A 17,014-nucleotide genomic window follows, 5' to 3' on the forward strand; every position below is an offset into this window, starting at 1 on the left:
AAGAGTTCGGCGGGCTTAGTTCGCGGGAGTCGCGGCCGGTGGCGGCGGTGGCGGCGGTGGCGGCGGTGGCGACTCCAGGCCTTGAGGCAGGCTAAAATTCAGAGTGGTCACATAGATGCCGACATCAAACTTCTGGCCGGCGCGCTCGACGCCGCCTTTGTCGGTGTGCTTGGCCTCCAGCACGTATGCGCTTTTCCACGGCAGCGCGACGCTGATCAGCCCGTTCTTGTCCGCCTGCACCTCGCGCGACCAGCCCGACGCGGCCGCCACATCGACCTTGGCCTCGGGCAGCGGCTGCCCTTTGTAGAAAACCTGGAACTGACCCGGCTGGCCGGTCGGCACCAGATCCAGGCTCAGCTGGGGGGTGCGGGCCGCGAAGTCGCCGACCCAGCGGGCCGCCGGTACCCAAACATGTCGCTCGATCCTGTCGCCCTGCTTGCGCTCCCATGCCGGATAGCCGAGTTCCTGCGCGATCAACGATTCGCCGGGGATGGCCCGGGCAGCGATCACAAAGCTATTGACCTGCTTGCCCAGCGCGGCAGGCTGCTCACCCTTGGCGGTAATCAGGCTGGCGGTGGGCTGAACGAACTTATCCAGCATGCCCGGCGAGCGCTCGCGCAGATTGTCGGCAAACTCGCCGAGGTACAGGCGGGCGCCGGCGGCATCCTGCTCGATCCAGATCTGGTGGGCCTGGGCACCTGCGGCAGCGGCCAACAGGAGGGAGCCCAGCAAGGCCTTGCGCAGCTTGATCATCAACATGGGTGACTACTCCTCGATTACAAAAGACATGGCCCAGCCGACCTGAGATGGACAGGCAGCATGGGCAGGCATCTGGGAGAGCTGGCGGGCCGTAGACACAGCGGCTGGCGGGCACGAGCCCGGGCTGCGCTCGGCAGCCGGGTCGGCGGGCATGGACTTATTCGCTCAAATGCGAATGATTATTATTGTAAAGTACAAGGACAAAAATAACAATCGACGCAGGACCGAGATTGCGATCAGGCCGCAAATGCCCGCCCTGGCCCGAGCAAGCGCTGCAGCAACTCGCCCACCGAGCGAATCTCCCGGCCAAATGGCAATGCGCCGACACCGCGGAAGAACAAGCCCTTGGTCAGGTCGCCGCGCAGCGCGGCAGCCAACTGGTTGTCAATGCAGAACTGCCCCCAACCCGGCAGCCCGTCGCGCAGCCCGCACTGGGCCAGGCAGTCGAAGGCCTTGGTGCAGCGACTCTTGGCATGCGCCACCGCCTGCAGGCGCGGCTCGGCCCGCAGATAGTTCCTCAGCCAGGGCGTGGCGACCGCGCGCGCCGGCAGACCTGCCACGCTGGTGAACTCCAGCATCTCCTCCTCGCCGGCCTCGGCCAGCACGCGCTTGAACCCGGGATGGGCGTCGCACTCCTGGGTGACCGCGAAGGGCGTGCCCAGTTGCACACCGGCTGCACCCAGGCCCTGCAGGCGTTTGATGTCGGCATAGCTGCGCACGCCGCCGGCCGCGATCAGCGGGATCTGACCGGCCAGACCGGCTTTTTCAAAGAAGTCCAAGCATTCTGGAATGGCGCGCTCGAAATCAAAGCGTGGGTCCTGCAGGTCCGCCACCCTAGCCGCGCCCAGGTGGCCGCCGGCTAGGCGCGGGTGTTCGATCACGATGGCATCGGGCAGGCGCTTCTTGCGCTCCCATTTTTTGACGATCAGTTGCACGCCGCGGGCGTCGCTGAGTATCGGGATTAGCAAGGTGTCGGGATGGTCATGGGCCAGGTCCGGCAGGTCCAGTGGCAGGCCCGCCCCAACCACTACCGCATCGATGCCGGCCTCAAGAGCGGTCTTCACCGAAGCCGCATACTCGCTGACCGCACGCATCACGTTCAGCGCCAGCAGGCCACGCCCGCCGCTGCGCGTGCGGGCGCCAGCGATCTCGCGCCGCAGCGCCTCCAGATTGGCCGCATCGATGGCCTGCTTGGCGGCCGCGCCGGCATGCTGCCCCTCGGTGCGCGCCATCAGGTCAGGGTGGTGGCGCCGCAGGTCCACGGAGCTGAGCGTGCCGACCGCACCGGCCGCCGCCACTGCCCCAGCCAAGCCCTGGGCGCTGATGCCAACCCCCATGCCGCCCTGCACGATGGGGAGCAACTCGCGGCCGCGCAGGCGCAGCGGCCGCAGGCCGCTGCTGTGCAGCAGCGCGTGGAAGAAGGGGGCGATCGGATAAAGCTCGGGCATGGTGGGCACTCTCGGGGCGGACAGAGCGCCACGCTAAGGGCCAGCAGGCCGTGCATAGTTGACAAAAATCAGCACACCCGCAGTTCCAAGTCCATTCAGCGCCTCAAGCAGCTTGCAGCGCTGCCGATACAGCGGCGTGCCAGACCGTCCGGGAGCAGTGGAGACGGGCCATGGCCCGAACAGACAAGAGGGAACACCGATGCGATACCCCGACAGTGTGGCCAAGAGCGCCGAGTACCTGCGCCTGGCTCTGCCCCTGATGACCAAGCAGCGAAGCGCGCTACATCCGCACAGCTATGCGGTTTGGTATGAGTTCGTCAGCGGCCGCAATCCGCGCCTCGCCGAGGCACTGGCCGAGCAGACCCGCGACGGCGCAGGGCTGACCGAGGCCCAGACCGCTGCGCTGTACCAGCACCACGTGGCCCAGCCGGGGTTGGACCCTGAGGAGGCCCAACGCGTCAGCGACAGCCTGAGCCGGGTGCTGGAGAACATGGCCAGCTCGGCCGCCCATGCCGGTGACCAGACTGCACGCTTCGACCAGTCGCTGCTGCTGTGGAGCAGCCAGCTGCTCGACGCGGCCCAAGACGAGCAGGCCGAGCTCTTGCAGGCGCTGATGGCTGGCACGCGCGAGATGCGCGCCGCCATGGCCCAGCTACAGCAGCGCCTGGATGCTAACCAGGCCGAGATCGCCGCGCTGCGCCACGAGGTCAGCCAGGCCCGCAGCGAGGCCTTGGTCGATGCGTTGACCGGCCTGGGCAATCGCCGCGCGTTCGAGCAGCAATTGGCGCAGTGCCTCAGCCGCGAGCATGCCGATACCGCCGCTCCCTGCCTAGTGCTGGGCGATATTGACTTCTTCAAACGGGTCAATGACAGCTACGGCCATTCCTTCGGCGACCAGGTGCTACGCGCCGTGGCCGACAGCCTCAAGAGCCTGGCGCCGCAGCCGCATCTGGTGACCCGTGTGGGCGGCGAGGAATTCGCGCTGCTGCTGCCCGCCAGCAATCTGCTCGAGGCCCAGCAGTTGGCTGAGCAGCTTCGCAGCAAGATCGCCGCCAGCCGCATTCGGCGCGGTGCGCCGCTGGCATCAGCGACCGTGCCGCTGGAGCGCGTCACGCTGTCGCTGGGCGTCACCCAGCTAGCCCGTGGCGAAAGCGCCAACGACTTCTTCGAGCGCGCTGACCGAGCGCTATACGCCTCCAAGCGCAGCGGGCGAAACTGCGTGACGGTGCTGGCGGCCAGGGCGGCCTGAGCGGCCTGAGCCGCCTGTGCGGCCTGAGCGGCAGATGGTCGGGCGGCAGAGCCGCCACGCTTCTTGCCGCGCTGCTGATGTGCTGTAGCGCACAGATGCCGGTCAGCGTTCGCGTCAGCATTGCTCCTATGCGCCGAGCCACCCCCGAGCTCGCGCCTGCGTGTCAAGGCCCGCCATGCAAAGCATCCTTCAAACCAAGTTCGCACCGTTTGCCGGACGAGGCCAAAGAGCCGACGCCAGGCCGGGCGCTGCGGCGTCGCGGCATCCGCCGCACATGGTCCCCGTTGACGAACTCCTGACGCCCAGCTTCCTGATACGGCACACCGGCTACAACAGCCTGCAGGCGTTTCTCTCAGCAGGCGGGATCAGCATGGCGTGTCTGGTGAGCCTAGGGCCGCAAAGCGCCGCCCCCTGGGACGATTTCATCCGCCTGGTGTCCGTCCATCCCAGCTGGCCGGCGATGCTGCGCGAGGCTGGTGTCGAATGGATGTTGCGGCGCCTGGGCCTGCAGGTCGGCGACTGACGACGGCCGCTGGCGCGACAACAAGACCGCTCTAGCGTCGGGCCGATGAGCCCTGGCTGCGCCGCCAGGCAGCAGGCGGCGCGCCGTACTCGCGCCGGAAGGCGCGACTGAGGGCGGTGTCGGTCTGGTAGCCGACCTGCTCGGCAATGCGGGCCAGTTGGGCGCTACTGTGGCGCAGCAGATTGGCCGCCAGCAGCAGTCGCCACTGGGTCAGGTATTGCATCGGTGCACTGCCGACCAAGCGCTGAAAGCGCTCGGCCAGCACCGAGCGCGAGCTGCCGGCATGGCGCGCCAGCTCGTCCAAGGTCCAGGCCCGCGCCGGCTGCTGGTGCATGCCATGCAGGGCTGCGCCCACAACGGGATCGCCCATGCCGGCCAGCCAGCCGCTGCGGCCCTCGCCGGGCGTATTCATGTGCAGACGAAGCATCTCGATGAAGAGCAGCTCGGCCAGCTTGGCCAGCAGACCCTCGGCTCCGGGCTGTGGCGAACGCCCCTGGGCCAGCGCATAGCGCAGCGATGCTTCGAGCCAGTCGCCAGCCTCGCTGCCACGCACATGCACTCGCAGCACCCGAGGCAGACCCGTCAACAACAGCCGCGCCAAACGGGCATCGCAGGCCAGATAGCCGCAGACCAGGCGCGTCCTCGCCCCTCCGCCGCCATAGGCCAGCCGCCGCGGCCGACGCGCCAGCACCTCGTCCAGACGCGCGCCCTGGGCCGGTGGCAGGCCCGGTGTCGACGCCATCCGGTGTGCATCACCCTGCGTGAACAGCACCGCATCGCCAGCCACCAAATGCAGTGGCGGCGCATCACCCAGCTCGACATGACATTCGCCATCGGTAATGAGGTGGAAGATCACCACCCGCTCGGCGCCTGGCTCCAGCAGCGGCGCGGCCGCATCGGCACTGGGCGACTGGTAGCACCAGGGCGCACTGAATCGCCCTTGCAGAAAGATCGCGCCGACCAGGCGCACGATGCGAAGCGTCTCCGAGAGTGCGTCCATGCCGGCGCCTAGCTGGGGTCGATGTCGATCTGCAGTGCCAGGCCGGTGGCCTGCTGCACCGCATTGGGCACCGGCGAGCAACGCAGGCCCTGCGCCACCAGCGCACGCAGCCGCTGCGGCGCCACGCCCGGCGCGCAAATGCGTACCTGCAGCCGCAGCTCGCTCGGGCCGCCAGACACCGGGCGGCCATCGGCCTCGCTCATGCCCAACAGACCGCGGGTGTCCGAGCGGCTGCAGGCACGCACCTCCAAGGCCGTCAGCACCACCCCTTCGCTGGCTGCGGTCAGCACGATCGAGGTCGTGGCGCAAGAGGCCAAGCCGGCACGGAACAGCCAGCCCGGCGTGACGAGCGCGCCGCCGCCACCGAGCTCAGCCGGCATGTCGCTGGCGACCTCGGTTCCGTTGGCATGCCGAGCTGTCACGCGGCAGCCCCCTTGCCAGCACGCGGTGGCCGGCGCATCGTCGTGCAGACCGCTCGCGGGGCGGCGCTGAAGCGTCGCGCGCGCGCGTGCCAGGGCCGCCGCTACATCGGACTGCTGATCGAGCATGGGCTTGCCTTTCGAATACTGGCTGGGCTGCTGCATTCTGCGCCGAGTCGACAAACAGGGGATGCCGGACGCTGGGACAGCTCACAGCGACGCCGGGGCAGGACGGCTAGGCAAGCGCACCGCCACAGTGGGAACAGGTCCAGAAATCGCTGGCCCAGCGCCTTGCCGCCATCACAGGAGATCATCACCATGAGCAGCACCCCCGACCTCGCCGCCCTCAAAGCACGCCAGCAAACCGCCTGGGCCAGCGGCGACTACGCCGTCATCGGCACCAGCCTGCAACTCGTCGGCGAGCAACTGGCCGAGGCCTGCGATCTGAGATGGGACGAGCGCGTGCTCGATGTGGCGGCCGGCAACGGCAACGCCAGCCTGGCGGCGGCGCGGCGCGGCTGCCGGGTCACATCCACCGACTACGTGCCGGGCCTGCTGGAGCGAGGCGCCGAACGCGCCCGCGCCGAGCGCCTGGACTTGAAGTTCCAGCTGGCCGATGCCGAGGCCCTTCCCTTCGAGGACGGTAGCTTCGACGCCGTGCTGTCCAGCTTCGGCGTGATGTTCGCGCCCGACCAGGCCCGCGCCGCCGCCGAGCTGGCCCGAGTCTGTCGGCCCGGCGGGCGCATCGGCCTGGCCAACTGGACGCCAGAGGGCTTTGTCGGCCAGCTCTTCAAGGCCCTGGGCCGCCATCTGCCTGCGCCGGCCGGCGTACCCTCGCCGTCGCTATGGGGCGTCGAGAGTCATCTGCAAAACCTGTTCGGCGACCGGGCAGCGGCTATCGCGGCGACGCCGCGGCTGTTCAATTTTCGCTACCGTTCGGCCGCCCACTTCATTGAGGTGTTCCGCAACTGGTACGGGCCGGTTCACAAGGCTTTCGCGGCCCTACCGGCCGAGCAGGCCAGCCTGCTGGACCAGGAAATCACCGCACTGCTGAACGGCCTGAACCGGGCCGCTGCGGACTCGCTGGTGGTGCCCAGCGCCTATCTGGAGCTCGTCATCACGCGGCGCTGAGCCCGGCTGGGCCGAGCAGGCCGCCAAGCTGCCACAGCGCGAAGCCGGCCAGCGCCACGGCGCTGCTGCGCTGCACGCGACGCTGCCAGCGCTCGTCAAAGCGCTGGCGCAGCCGTCCGACCCCGGCGCTCAGTGTCAGCCACCACAGGGCCGAGCCGACAAACACCCCAAGCACCACCAGGCCCGGCGACGTCGAGGCCGAGCGCGCCGACAGGGCACCGAACACCGCGATGAATGAAAAGATGGTCGCCGGGTTGGACAGGGTCAGCAGCACCGTGCCCGCGAAATAGCGCCACAGGCTGTGGCCCGACAAGGTGGGCTGGGCACTCAGCTGCGCAGCCGGCGCGCGCCACAGACCCCAGGCCACATAGAGCAGAAAGGCCGCCCCGCCCAGGGCCAGCGGCAACCGTGCTGCCGCCAGCGCGGTGATCACGGCATCGACGCCGTAGGCGCCCACCGCGCCATAGAGCGCGTCGGCCACGGACGCACCCAGGCCGGTGGCCAGGCCGGCCCGCGGTCCCTGTTGAAGGCTGCGCTGGATCGTCAGCAAGCCGATGGGGCCGACCGGTGCGGCGATTGCCAGGCCGATCAGCAGGGCCTGGGCAAAAAGGGTCAAGGTGCTGGTGAAGTCCATGCCCAGCACTGTAGGATCAGGGTGGGCGGCGACCAAGTCGAAAATTCAGGCGATTTGCAGCAGCACCGACATTTTTTAAGGTCAGCATGGGTATTTCCTTGCAACTCGATGACAAAGCTTGGCTGCTCCTACAGGCATTGCAGTCCGATGGCCGCGCGCCGCTCAAAACGCTGGCGGCCGCGACCGGCCTGTCGATCCCGGCCACCGCCGAGCGCCTAAGGCGTCTGCAGGAGGCCGGCGTGATCAGCGGCATCCACGCCGAGTTGGACCCCCTGGCCGTCGGCTATGCGGTGCGCGCCATCATCGGCATCACGGCAGCCCAGCCGGCAAAAGCCAAGCTGCTGGCCAAGCTCCGGAGCATGGCCGAGGTGCTGGAGTGCCACCATGTGACCGGCGCCGACTCCTACGTGATGACGGTCGTCGCACCCGGCATGGCCGAGCTGGAAGCGCTGATTGCCCGCATCAACGCCTACGGCGAGACTCGCACCGCCATCGTGATGAGCACTCCGATCCCGCGGCGCGGCCTGCATGCCTTTGCCGCCCAGGGCAAGCCCTGACCCCGTTGTTTCCCACATAATCGATCCATGTCGCGCGCCCACATTCCAGGCACAACCGGTGGTCCTGCCCTTGCCGTGCTGATGCCCATCGAGAGGCGGCGGCCTTGATCCGCCTGGCCAAGTCCTCGCTGCGCAACGCCGTCGTGATGGCGCTGGTGACGGGTCTGCTGGTGCCCACCGGGGCGGTGCTGCTGTTCGAGAGCAATGCCACGCGGCGCGAGGCGATGGACGATCTCAAGCGCGATCTGTCGCGCGTGGTCGAGATCCTGGCGCTGTCGCTGTCGGAGCCGATCTGGCAGGTCTCGCCCGATCTGGCCGAGCCGATGATCAAGGCTCAGGTCGACGACCCCCGCTTTGTCTCCGTGCTGGTGATCGAGCCCTCCTCCCCCAAGCCTTTTGCCGAGTTCCAGCGCGAGGTCGCGGACCGCAGTCTGACTCTGAGCCAGACCCGACCGGTGCTGCGCGACGGCCGCGAGATCGCCCAGATCACCGTGACCATGAGCGCAGCACCGCTGCTGGAGCGCCGTCGCGCCGACATGCTGCAAAGCCTGCTGCGCAGCGGCCTGACGCTGACGCTGTCGCTGGCGCTGATCCTGATCGTCATGCAGCGCCGTGTGCTGCAGCCGATGAACCGACTCAGCCAGGCGGCCGCCAAGCTGGCCGCCGGCAAGCTCGACCAGCCCTTGCAGCAAACGCTGGACATGGGCCGCGACGACGAGATCGCCCGCGTCGGCAAGGCCATGGAGCGCATGCGCCAGGCCTTGCTGGCAGCCTTCGACGAGCTACGTCAGCATGCCAGCACGCTGGAATACCAGGTGGCGCAGCGCACCGCCGAGCTGACCGAGGCCAACATCGAGCTGACCCAGGCGATGGCGAACCTGAAGACTGCGCAGCGCGAACTTGTCGAGTCGGAGAAGCTGGCCTCGCTGGGCCGGCTGGTGGCTGGCGTTGCCCATGAGCTGAACACGCCGCTGGGCAATGCGCTGACCGTGGTTTCGGCGCTAGAAGACCGCTGGGGCAAGCTCGAGGCCATGCTCAGCAATAGCGTACCGATGCGGCGCAGCCTGCTCGAAGAGCTGGCGCGCGACACCCGGCGCGGCCAGGACATCCTACAGCGCAATGTGCAGAAGGCGGCCGACCTGGTGCGTGACTTCAAGCAAGTCGCGATCGATCAGACCACCGACTCGCGCCGCGATTTCGATCTAGCTCAAGTGGTCGAGGATGTGCTGGTGATGGTGGAGCCCAGCTTCAAACACACACCCTATGCGATCCGCACCGATCTGTGCACAGGCGCCGCGATGAACTCCTACCCGGGCGCCCTCGGACAGGTGCTGACCAATCTGCTGATGAACGCGCTGGTACACGGCTTCGAGGGCCGCGAGAGCGGGTTGGTGCAGGTCAGCTGCCGCACGCTCGACGCCGAGATGGTAGAACTGCTGGTGGTCGATAACGGCATCGGCATGGACGAATCGGTGCGACGCCGCATCTTCGACCCCTTTTTCACGACCAAGCTGGGCACCGGTGGCTCGGGCCTGGGCATGCACATCGTGCACAACATCGTCACCAACGTGCTGGGCGGCCAGATCGAGGTCTTCAGCACGGTGGGGGCCGGTACCCGCACCGTGATTCGCCTGCCCCGATTGGCGCCGCAGCGCTCGGCCGTCGACAGCGCTTGATTCAGGGCTGAGCGCCTCAGCGCGATGCGTTTTAGCGCGAGGCAGCCGAGGCCGGCTCGGCCACAGTCTCGCTGTGCGCTGCGATGTCGTGCTTCTCACCGCCCAGATCGATATCGCCGCCCTGGCTGAGGATGAAGAGCGCAAGCGCGGCGAAGGCGGCGAAGCCGGCAATGACTTTCCACATGACTAAGTCCTCCACGAATTGGTTTCGATTGTTGTCAGCCTTGCTGACGGCAGCCTGAGCGGGCCCTGTCAAAGCCAGCGTCAAAGCGACGATCAGGCCACGAGCAAGCATCAGGATAGGGTCTGTCACAGACTCTGACCGAGCCCCTCCCCCACCACCTCGGCATACGGGCCCGCACCGGGCGGCTCGAGAGCTTGAGGTCAGCAAAGTGAGGCGCAATCATTGAAAAAGGCGGCACGCAGGCCGCCTCGAATCAAAGGCTGAGGGCGATCAGTCGCGGGCGTAGATGTCCACGTCCTTGGTCTCCTTGACGAAGATCATGCCGATGACGAAGCTCATCGCGGCGATCACGATCGGGTACCACAGGCCATGATAGATATTGCCGTTCTGCGCCACCATCGCGAAGGTGATCGAGGGCAGCATGCCGCCGAACCAGCCGTTGCCGATGTGGTACGGCAGGCTCATCGAGGTGTAGCGGATGCGCGTCGGGAACATCTCGACCAGCATCGCGGCGATCGGGCCGTAGACCATGGTCACATAGATCACCAAGATGGTCAGGATCGCAACGACCAGGGGCTTGTTGACCTTGGCCGGATCGGCCTTGGGCGGGTAGCCAGCAGCCTTCAGCGAATCGGCCAACTCCTTCTTGAAGGCGGCGATGTTCTTCTTGCTGGCGTCGTCGAAGCTGTAGCCATCGGCGGTGCGGGTGGCGTTCAGAGAGCTGACGACCTTGTCGCCGATCTTGATGCTCGCGATCGTGCCGGCCGGACCTTCAACCGTCTCGTAGCTAGCGGCCGACTGTGCCAGCGCGCGCTTGGCGATGTCGCAGGAACTGGCAAAGTCCACTTCCTTGGCGACCGGGCTGCCCTGGAACGAGCAGGCGGCCGGATCCACCGTCACGACGATCTGTGCCGTTGCCTGGGCGCGGGCCAGGTCGGGGTTGGCGGCGGCGGTCAGCGCCTTGAACAACGGGAAGTAGGTCAGGATGGCGAGCAGCAGGCCGGCCATGATGATGGGCTTGCGACCAATCTTGTCCGACAGCGTGCCGAACAGCAAGAAGAACGGCGTGCCGATGATCAGCGAGACCGCCACCATCACATTGGCCGTCGAGCCGTCCACTTTCAGCACGCTGGTCAGGAAGAACAGCGCATAAAACTGGCCCGAATACCAGACCACGCCCTGGCCGGCGACCAGGCCGAACAGCGCCAACAGCACGATCTTCAGATTCTTCCACTGGCCGAAGGACTCAGACAGCGGCGCCTTAGAGGTCTTGCCCTCGGACTTCATCTTCTGGAAGGCCGGCGACTCGTTCATCGACAGGCGGATCCAGACGCTGATGGCCAGCATCACGACCGAGAGGATGAAGGGCACGCGCCAGCCCCAGTCGGCAAAGGCTTCCTCGCCGATCAGGGTGCGGGTGCCCAGGATCACCATCAGCGACAGGAACAGGCCCAGGGTCGCTGTGGTCTGGATCCAGGAGGTGTAGGCGCCACGCTTGCCCTGCGGCGCGTGCTCGGCCACATAAGTGGCGGCACCGCCGTACTCACCACCCAGCGCCAAGCCTTGCAGCATGCGCAGGATGACCAGGATGACAGGGGCAGCCACACCGATGGTGGCGTAGGAGGGCAGGATCCCGACGATAAAGGTCGACAGACCCATGATCAGAATGGTCACCAAGAAGGTGTACTTGCGGCCGATCATGTCGCCCAGCCGACCGAACACCAGCGCGCCGAAGGGACGCACGATGAAGCCGGCAGCAAAGGCCATCAGCGAGGCGATGAAGGCCGCCTGCGGATCCAGGCCCGAGAAAAACTGCTTGGCGATGATGGCCGCCAGCGAGCCGTACAGATAGAAGTCGTACCACTCAAACACCGTGCCCAGCGAAGAGGCGAAGATGACCTTCTTCTCTTCCCGGGTCATCGGTGTCTTGGCGGTCGACACTGCGCTTGCAGTTGCCATGATGTTTGTCTCCGATATGTTGCGAAGGATCACCGACCGGTGATCCATGGCGCGACTATCGGAGCCGGCTCTGACCCTCATCTGACGCGGCGCTGAACGCTGGCTGACGAAACCCGCTGCAACCCTAGGTTTTCATTTCTCCATGTGAGATGAGAGCCCTGGGCAGGGTAAGCACTGAGGCAGACTCAGTGACGGCGCACGACGCCGGCCCGCTTGGCGCCGGCTGCCTCCCAGGCGCCGCTGGCAAACCAGGGATCGCCTTTCAAGTAAGCGGCCAGCATGGGCAGCGCGTCCAGGCCCCAGAACAGCCGACCATCCACGGCAATCGTCGGCACACCGAACACACCTGCCTTCAGTGCCTGTTCAGTGGCCTGGCGCAGCTGCTCCTTGATCACCTCGCTGCCCGGATCGCGGGCCGGGGCCAGGTCTTGAGTCAGCGCGGCAAGGCGCTCTGGGTTGACAGCGTCGGCGCCGGCCGACCGCCAGACATGGTGCAGGATCTTCTCGACCACCAGACGATTCGGTGTGCCCAGCGGCTGCGTGCCGCAGGCCCAGGCAAGGCGCAGCAGCGGCAGCGGGTTGAAGGGATGCTGGGCCGGCGTGTCTAGCGGAATGTTCAGCTGGTGGGCCAGCCAGGCCACCTGGCGGAAGGTCCATTGGCGCTTGCTCTCGATCTCGGCCGGGCCCTTCTGGCCGATGGCATGCAGCAGGGCCGCGAACAGCACCGGCCGGTATTCGACCGTGTAGCTGCAGCCCACCAGGGCCTCGGGAAGACGGTCGAAGGCCAGCGCCGCATAAGGCGAGACGGGGTCGAAATAAAAGGTCAGGTGTTTCATCAAGGGCCGTCCGTGGAGGCTGCTGCAGTGAAGATGCCCTGCTCGATCAGCGCGGCGCGGCGCTCGGGCAGGCGGGCCAGAATAGCCAGGCGGGTGTTGTCGTCGGCCCTGGACCAGGTCGCAATCTCAGCAATGGTGCGCGCGCAGCCCTGGCACCAGCCGCTCGCCTCATGCATCTTGCAGACGTTGCTGCAAGGCGACTTGATGCTGGAAACAAGCACCGCGTTCATGACGCTTCCTGCACAGGCAACACCACATCAATCACCGGCGCCTCGGTCAGCGCCGCCAGTTCGGCCGGCGTCATCTTGAACACGCCATTCGGATGGCCGGCGGCGGCCCAGATCACATCGAATCGGAACAGCTCCTGGTCCACGAACAGTATCGGTGCGGCCGCCCCCTCGACGGGCGCGAATCCTAGCGGCGAGACACCGCCGATGGAGAAACCGGTGCGCGCCTTCACATAGTCGGCATCGGCGCGTCCCAGCGGGCCGGTCAGTTCCTTGAGCTTCTTTTCGTCCACACGCCGATCGCCCGAGGCGATCACCAGCACCGCCTGCTCGTCCGTCTTGCGGCGAAACACCACCGACTTGGCGATCTGGCCCAGGCTTACACCCAGGGCGTCTGCCGCCTCCTGCGAGGTGCGGGCGGCCACCTCCAACCATAACGGCGCATGGGCATGTTGCTTGGCGGCCAGCGCGGCGCTGACGCGCAAAAAGCCTTCGGGGCGGGCGGGATCGGGGGTTCTTGCTTGCATGCGCTGCATTGTCGCGCAGCTCGCGGGCGAGCCTCTGGCGCGGGTTCAGCCGCCGTGATCAAAGAAGGCGTGGCCGCAGCGCTGGCGCTTGGCTTCATACATGGCCGCATCGGCGCTTCTGAGCAAGGCGGCGGCGCTGCTGCCATCGCCCGGGTAGAGCGCGATGCCGATGCTGGGCTTGATCTGCAAGGTCAGCGGGCCGATACTCAACGGTGCGGACACCGCGTCGAACAGCTTGACTGCCAGCGCGCCCAGCTGCGGCCGGCCCAGCGCCGGCCCCATGCGCAAGCAGGCAAACTCGTCGCCACCAAGGCGGCTGAACATATCCTCGCTGCGCACCACCCGGGCCAGGCGCAGGGCTACCACCTTCAGCACCTCGTCACCGACCTCGTGGCCATGCTGATCGTTAATCAGCTTGAAGTCGTCCAAGTCCAGATAGAACAGCGCCAGCGTGATGTCCGGCGACTCCAGATGTGCCAGCGCGTGATCCAGGCGCTCGCTGAAGAAGCGCCGGTTCGGCAGGCCGGTCAGGCCGTCGTGCAAGGCCAGATGGCGCGCCTTGCGCTCCTCGTCCTGGGTGCCGGCCAGCTCGGCACGCGCCGATGCCAACGCGCTCTGTGCGTCGAACAGCTGCAGCTCCAGCGCGCCGCTGCGTGCCAACTCCTGCACGAGCGTGGCATGGAGTTGATCCAGCGCAGCCACGCATTCCAGCACGCCGGCCTGGACGTGGCTCGCACGAACCGGGGCGCTCAGCACCGTGCGCACTGTCACGCGCTCGCCGACCAGGGCACGAAGCCTGGCCTTCACCGCAGCGAACAGGTCGTTCCAGTCGCACAGGCGGATGTCGGGTCCCTGAGCCGGCTGGGCGCCATTGCCTTGCACAAGTTCAGGCATCACCTGGCGATACTCGGGGCGCGGGAAGCGAGGGCTGGAAACTTCGAAACTAAGCATCGACATGACTCCAGACAGTGATCGAAGAGCGGAGCACAGCGCCTGGCGCCACCCTCGAACGAGGCGGCGATACGGCGGCCGATACCGATATTGGGCAAAGCCCGCCGGGGCTTGTCTGTGCGACACCGCACGCAAGACGCACTGGCGCGGCCTCCCGGCAACAACTGGTAACACCCGATGACGAAAATCTAGAGCTGAGCCGCATAGGACCGCCGATCCGCGCCGTAGCAGCTGCAGGCTGCGGCTTCGAGGCCGGGCCTGTCCAGCACCGTCAGCTCGCCGCGGCGGTAGCTGATAAGGCCCTGGCGCTGCAGCACGCCTGCCGCCACCGTGATGCCGACCCGTCGCACCCCCAGCATGTAGGCGAGGAACTCATGGGTGACATGAAAGCGCACCCCGTGGGCGCGATCCTGGCTCATCAGCAGCCAGCGCGCCAGACGCGGCGCGATCTGATGAAAACGCAGGCAGGCGGAGGCAGTGGCCAGCTGTGCCATCAGCACATACAGATAGCGGTCCAAGCTGCGCTGCAGCGCCGGACTGTCCGCCAGCTCGCGCCTGAACGGCGCCACCGCGATGCGCCAGGCCAGACCCGGCCCCTGCACCAGAGCCCGCAGCGGCGAGGTCGCGACACCTAGGGCCAGATGCACGCCCAGCATGCCCTCGCGCCCCACCATGCCGACCTCCAGCCCTGGGTGGTGATCGACCTGGGTCACCAAAGAGATGAAGCCGTCGACCGGAAAATAGACGTGGCGCGCGAGCGCGCCGTGCTCGGACAGCACTTCGGCCAGCACCAGCTCGACCGGCTCGCACAGGGCCTGCAGGCGCGCGCGGCCCTGCTGAGGCAGTTCAGCGATCAGATGATTCTCGGCAGGCATGGGTGGCAATTTCCAAGTACAAATCTTGCCCCGAGCATGGGCAGCGAAGCGGGTGCGCGTCTGTACGTTGCCGAACCTTGCACGGGTGCGCTGTCGCACAGACCGCGGGGTCGCTCGGCTCTAGCCTGGGGGCAGAACCAGGGGAGATCATGCGCATATTCAGCATCGAACAAAGCCGGCTGGCCTATCGGGCCGATTTCGCCCTCTACGGCCTCGCCTGCCTCCTGCTATCGGCCATCTTGCTGCTGGCAGGCCCGCCCGAGCAGGGCCTTCGCCTGCTGAGCCTGGCAGTGGCCGGGCTGGCAGGCTGGACCCTGCTCGAATATGTCTTGCATCGCTTTGTGCTGCACGGTCTGCCGCCCTTCAAGCGTTGGCATGCCGAGCATCATCGCCGACCCCGCGCGTTGATCTGCACGCCGACCCTGCTCAGCGCCACGCTGATCGCCGGGCTGGTGTTCGTACCGGCCCTGCTGCTGGGCGACTGGTGGCAAGCCTGCGCGCTGACTGCCGGCCTGCTCGTCGGCTATCTGATCTATGCACTGATCCACCATGCCCTTCACCACAGTGGCCGCTGCGCTCAGGTCTGGTTGCAGCGGCGCCAGCATTGGCATGCGCTACACCACGGCTCTCGGCACGCGCTGCAGCGCCAGACCGGGCACTACGGCGTGACCAGCGCATTCTGGGACCATGTCTTCGGCAGCGCCGGGAGCCCGCGCTGAGCGTCGGGGTCACGCGTTCAGCTGGCCTTGCGGTCGGGCAGCAGGCGGTCGTATTCGGCCTTGACGACCGCATAGCACTCGCAGGTGCGCGACTCCAGCCCTGCGCGGTCCAGCACCGAGATGCGGCCGCGCGCGTAGCGGATCAGGCCTGCTTTTTGCAGCTTCAGCGCCCCCTCGGTCACGCCCTCTCGGCGCACGCCCAGCATATTGGCGATCAGCTCCTGGGTCATCACAAGCTCGTTGCCGTCCAGCCGGTCAAGGCTCAACATCAACCAGCGGCACAGTTGCTGGTCGAGCGAATGGTGGCGGTTGCAGACTGCGGTCTGCGCCATCTGCGTGATGAGGGCCTGCGTGTAGCGCAGCAACAGATGCATGACCGGACCGGCGCGATTGAACTCATCCTTCATATGGTGGGAGTGCAGCCGAAAGCCCTGGCCAGCGCTCTGCACCACGGCGCGGCTGGGCGTCGAGCCACCGCCCATGAATAGCGAGATGCCGACCAGACCCTCGTAGCCCACCACCGCAATCTCGGCCGAGGCGCCATCTTCCAGCACATAGAGCAGGGACACGATGGCAGTGGTCGGAAAGTACACATGGCTCAGCGTGCCGCCTGACTCATAGACCACGGCGCCCAAGGGCAGTTCGACTGCTTCGAGCAGCGGCTGCAAACGCTGCCACTCGGCCTCGGGCAAGGCAGCCAGCAGGCGGTTATGGCGGGGATCAGGCGCTGAGGCCATCGGGAACTCCATGCAAAGCAAGGGACCCGACGCGGTCAGGCTCTGAACCGACTATACGCAGTCGGTCCCGATTGATATGTGCGCTATCGAACATAGCGCGCTGCCATGTGGCTCAGCGCACAGACAGTGCCGCAGCGAGTGGCTAAAAACAAAGATCCGGTGCGGCCGGTTCGGCGATTCAGAGAGCGACACGGCGCTTGGTCCTACACAGGCCGGGGCCGGTCGTCCGACAGACGGCGAAGGCCGCGCTGCCTACGATGAATCACGTCACGAGCCCAGCTCGCGGCCTCTTGGCAAGCGCGCCGCTGGTGCGCTCGCTTCTGCCACACGATTGCCGTCGGGCCCAGCGCGCCCGGCGGGCGGAGCCCTCGATGACCACCCCGAACTGGAGCACCTCGTCCTACGGCGATAGCACCGACACCTCACCTATGGAGCTGTCAGCGCTGGGCGAACACCTGAGCCTATGCCGCCGCATGAGCGGTCGCCTGTTCGGCCTGCGCTGCGGCGCCGAACTGCTGCACCGCTTCGTCGCCGCGCGGCTGGTCACGAGCCTGGTGCTGCTGGCCGCGCTGATCATCGCCGGCACCTGGCTGTATTGACTGC

Annotated in this window: 20 protein-coding genes; 7 read left to right on the forward strand and 13 right to left on the reverse strand. The window is 66.9% G+C overall.

All coding sequences use genetic code 11. The features are described 5' to 3' along the window. Nucleotides 1-15: 15 nt before the first annotated feature. Entirely contained in the window at nucleotides 16-759 is a 744-nt protein-coding gene (locus tag OOZ63_RS15560; RefSeq protein ID WP_266006461.1) for a DUF4198 domain-containing protein, read from the reverse strand. Between the two features lie 236 nt (nucleotides 760-995). Beyond that, nucleotides 996-2,207, reverse strand: a complete 1,212-nt coding sequence (locus OOZ63_RS15565) for an NAD(P)H-dependent flavin oxidoreductase (protein ID WP_266006462.1) — start codon at nucleotides 2,205-2,207, stop codon at nucleotides 996-998. Nucleotides 2,208-2,406: 199 nt separating this feature from the next. Here OOZ63_RS15565 and OOZ63_RS15570 point away from each other — a divergent pair, with 199 nt between their 5' ends. Continuing rightward, nucleotides 2,407-3,456, forward strand: a complete 1,050-nt coding sequence (locus OOZ63_RS15570; RefSeq protein ID WP_266006463.1) for a GGDEF domain-containing protein — start codon at nucleotides 2,407-2,409, stop codon at nucleotides 3,454-3,456. Nucleotides 3,457-3,730: 274 nt separating this feature from the next. Continuing rightward, nucleotides 3,731-3,979 carry a hypothetical protein gene (locus OOZ63_RS15575; protein ID WP_266006464.1) on the forward strand — a complete coding sequence of 83 codons (249 nt, stop codon included), beginning with the start codon at nucleotides 3,731-3,733 and terminating at the stop codon, nucleotides 3,977-3,979. Nucleotides 3,980-4,010: 31 nt separating this feature from the next. On the opposite strand, the gene OOZ63_RS15580 is transcribed toward OOZ63_RS15575, so the two are convergent. Both OOZ63_RS15580 and OOZ63_RS15585 read right to left on the reverse strand, forming a co-directional pair. Beyond that, nucleotides 4,011-4,979: an AraC family transcriptional regulator gene (locus OOZ63_RS15580; protein ID WP_266006465.1), complete on the reverse strand. Its 969-nt coding sequence runs from the start codon at nucleotides 4,977-4,979 to the stop codon at nucleotides 4,011-4,013. Nucleotides 4,980-4,987: 8 nt separating this feature from the next. Further along, a complete protein-coding gene (locus tag OOZ63_RS15585; protein ID WP_266006466.1) occupies nucleotides 4,988-5,527 on the reverse strand; it encodes an OsmC family protein in 540 nt (179 codons plus the stop codon). Nucleotides 5,528-5,716: 189 nt separating this feature from the next. Between OOZ63_RS15585 and OOZ63_RS15590 the strand changes: the two genes are divergently transcribed. Then, nucleotides 5,717-6,529 carry a class I SAM-dependent methyltransferase gene (locus OOZ63_RS15590; protein ID WP_266006467.1) on the forward strand — a complete coding sequence of 271 codons (813 nt, stop codon included), beginning with the start codon at nucleotides 5,717-5,719 and terminating at the stop codon, nucleotides 6,527-6,529. On the opposite strand, the gene OOZ63_RS15595 is transcribed toward OOZ63_RS15590, so the two are convergent. Then, complete coding sequence (locus OOZ63_RS15595) at nucleotides 6,516-7,163, reverse strand: LysE family translocator (RefSeq protein ID WP_266006468.1); 648 nt, start codon at nucleotides 7,161-7,163, stop codon at nucleotides 6,516-6,518. The genes OOZ63_RS15590 and OOZ63_RS15595 overlap by 14 nt on opposite strands. 86 nt (nucleotides 7,164-7,249) lie before the next feature. On the opposite strand from OOZ63_RS15595, the gene OOZ63_RS15600 reads away from it, so the two are divergent. Together OOZ63_RS15600 and OOZ63_RS15605 are read left to right on the forward strand one after the other, a co-directional pair. After that, entirely contained in the window at nucleotides 7,250-7,720 is a 471-nt protein-coding gene (locus tag OOZ63_RS15600; protein WP_266006469.1) for an Lrp/AsnC family transcriptional regulator, read from the forward strand. A gap of 104 nt (nucleotides 7,721-7,824) precedes the next feature. Continuing rightward, entirely contained in the window at nucleotides 7,825-9,396 is a 1,572-nt protein-coding gene (locus OOZ63_RS15605; protein ID WP_266006470.1) for a sensor histidine kinase, read from the forward strand. A 31-nt stretch (nucleotides 9,397-9,427) separates the two neighbouring features. On the opposite strand, the gene OOZ63_RS15610 is transcribed toward OOZ63_RS15605, so the two are convergent. The 7 genes from OOZ63_RS15610 to OOZ63_RS15640 all read right to left on the reverse strand — a co-directional run bounded on the left by OOZ63_RS15610 (nucleotide 9,428) and on the right by OOZ63_RS15640 (nucleotide 14,955). Further along, complete coding sequence (locus OOZ63_RS15610) at nucleotides 9,428-9,580, reverse strand: hypothetical protein (RefSeq protein ID WP_266006471.1); 153 nt, start codon at nucleotides 9,578-9,580, stop codon at nucleotides 9,428-9,430. Between the two features lie 270 nt (nucleotides 9,581-9,850). Then, nucleotides 9,851-11,539, reverse strand: a complete 1,689-nt coding sequence (locus OOZ63_RS15615; RefSeq protein ID WP_266006472.1) for an MFS transporter — start codon at nucleotides 11,537-11,539, stop codon at nucleotides 9,851-9,853. A gap of 185 nt (nucleotides 11,540-11,724) precedes the next feature. After that, on the reverse strand, nucleotides 11,725-12,375 hold the full coding sequence (locus tag OOZ63_RS15620) for a 2-hydroxychromene-2-carboxylate isomerase (RefSeq protein ID WP_266006473.1): 651 nt from the start codon (nucleotides 12,373-12,375) through the stop codon (nucleotides 11,725-11,727). Continuing rightward, nucleotides 12,375-12,605, reverse strand: a complete 231-nt coding sequence (locus OOZ63_RS15625) for a DUF1289 domain-containing protein (protein WP_266006474.1) — start codon at nucleotides 12,603-12,605, stop codon at nucleotides 12,375-12,377. The genes OOZ63_RS15620 and OOZ63_RS15625 overlap by 1 nt, the downstream gene beginning before the upstream one ends. Further along, nucleotides 12,602-13,129 (reverse strand): YbaK/EbsC family protein, encoded by a 528-nt coding sequence (locus OOZ63_RS15630; protein ID WP_266006475.1) that lies wholly within the window; start codon nucleotides 13,127-13,129, stop codon nucleotides 12,602-12,604. The genes OOZ63_RS15625 and OOZ63_RS15630 overlap by 4 nt, the downstream gene beginning before the upstream one ends. Before the next feature lie 45 nt (nucleotides 13,130-13,174). After that, nucleotides 13,175-14,080: a GGDEF domain-containing protein gene (locus tag OOZ63_RS15635; protein ID WP_266006476.1), complete on the reverse strand. Its 906-nt coding sequence runs from the start codon at nucleotides 14,078-14,080 to the stop codon at nucleotides 13,175-13,177. A 188-nt stretch (nucleotides 14,081-14,268) separates the two neighbouring features. Next, nucleotides 14,269-14,955 (reverse strand): Crp/Fnr family transcriptional regulator, encoded by a 687-nt coding sequence (locus tag OOZ63_RS15640; protein WP_266006477.1) that lies wholly within the window; start codon nucleotides 14,953-14,955, stop codon nucleotides 14,269-14,271. Nucleotides 14,956-15,104: 149 nt separating this feature from the next. Here OOZ63_RS15640 and OOZ63_RS15645 point away from each other — a divergent pair, with 149 nt between their 5' ends. Next, nucleotides 15,105-15,674 carry a sterol desaturase family protein gene (locus tag OOZ63_RS15645; RefSeq protein ID WP_266006478.1) on the forward strand — a complete coding sequence of 190 codons (570 nt, stop codon included), beginning with the start codon at nucleotides 15,105-15,107 and terminating at the stop codon, nucleotides 15,672-15,674. Between the two features lie 17 nt (nucleotides 15,675-15,691). Here the strand turns inward: OOZ63_RS15645 and OOZ63_RS15650 are convergent, their stop codons facing one another. Next, entirely contained in the window at nucleotides 15,692-16,411 is a 720-nt protein-coding gene (locus OOZ63_RS15650) for a Crp/Fnr family transcriptional regulator (RefSeq protein ID WP_266006479.1), read from the reverse strand. 371 nt (nucleotides 16,412-16,782) lie between these two features. On the opposite strand from OOZ63_RS15650, the gene OOZ63_RS15655 reads away from it, so the two are divergent. Next, nucleotides 16,783-17,010: a hypothetical protein gene (locus OOZ63_RS15655; protein ID WP_266006480.1), complete on the forward strand. Its 228-nt coding sequence runs from the start codon at nucleotides 16,783-16,785 to the stop codon at nucleotides 17,008-17,010. The last annotated feature ends 4 nt before the right edge of the window (nucleotides 17,011-17,014 follow it).

Source organism: Paucibacter sp. PLA-PC-4, assembly GCF_026241155.1.
GTDB lineage: Bacteria > Pseudomonadota > Gammaproteobacteria > Burkholderiales > Burkholderiaceae_C > Roseateles_E.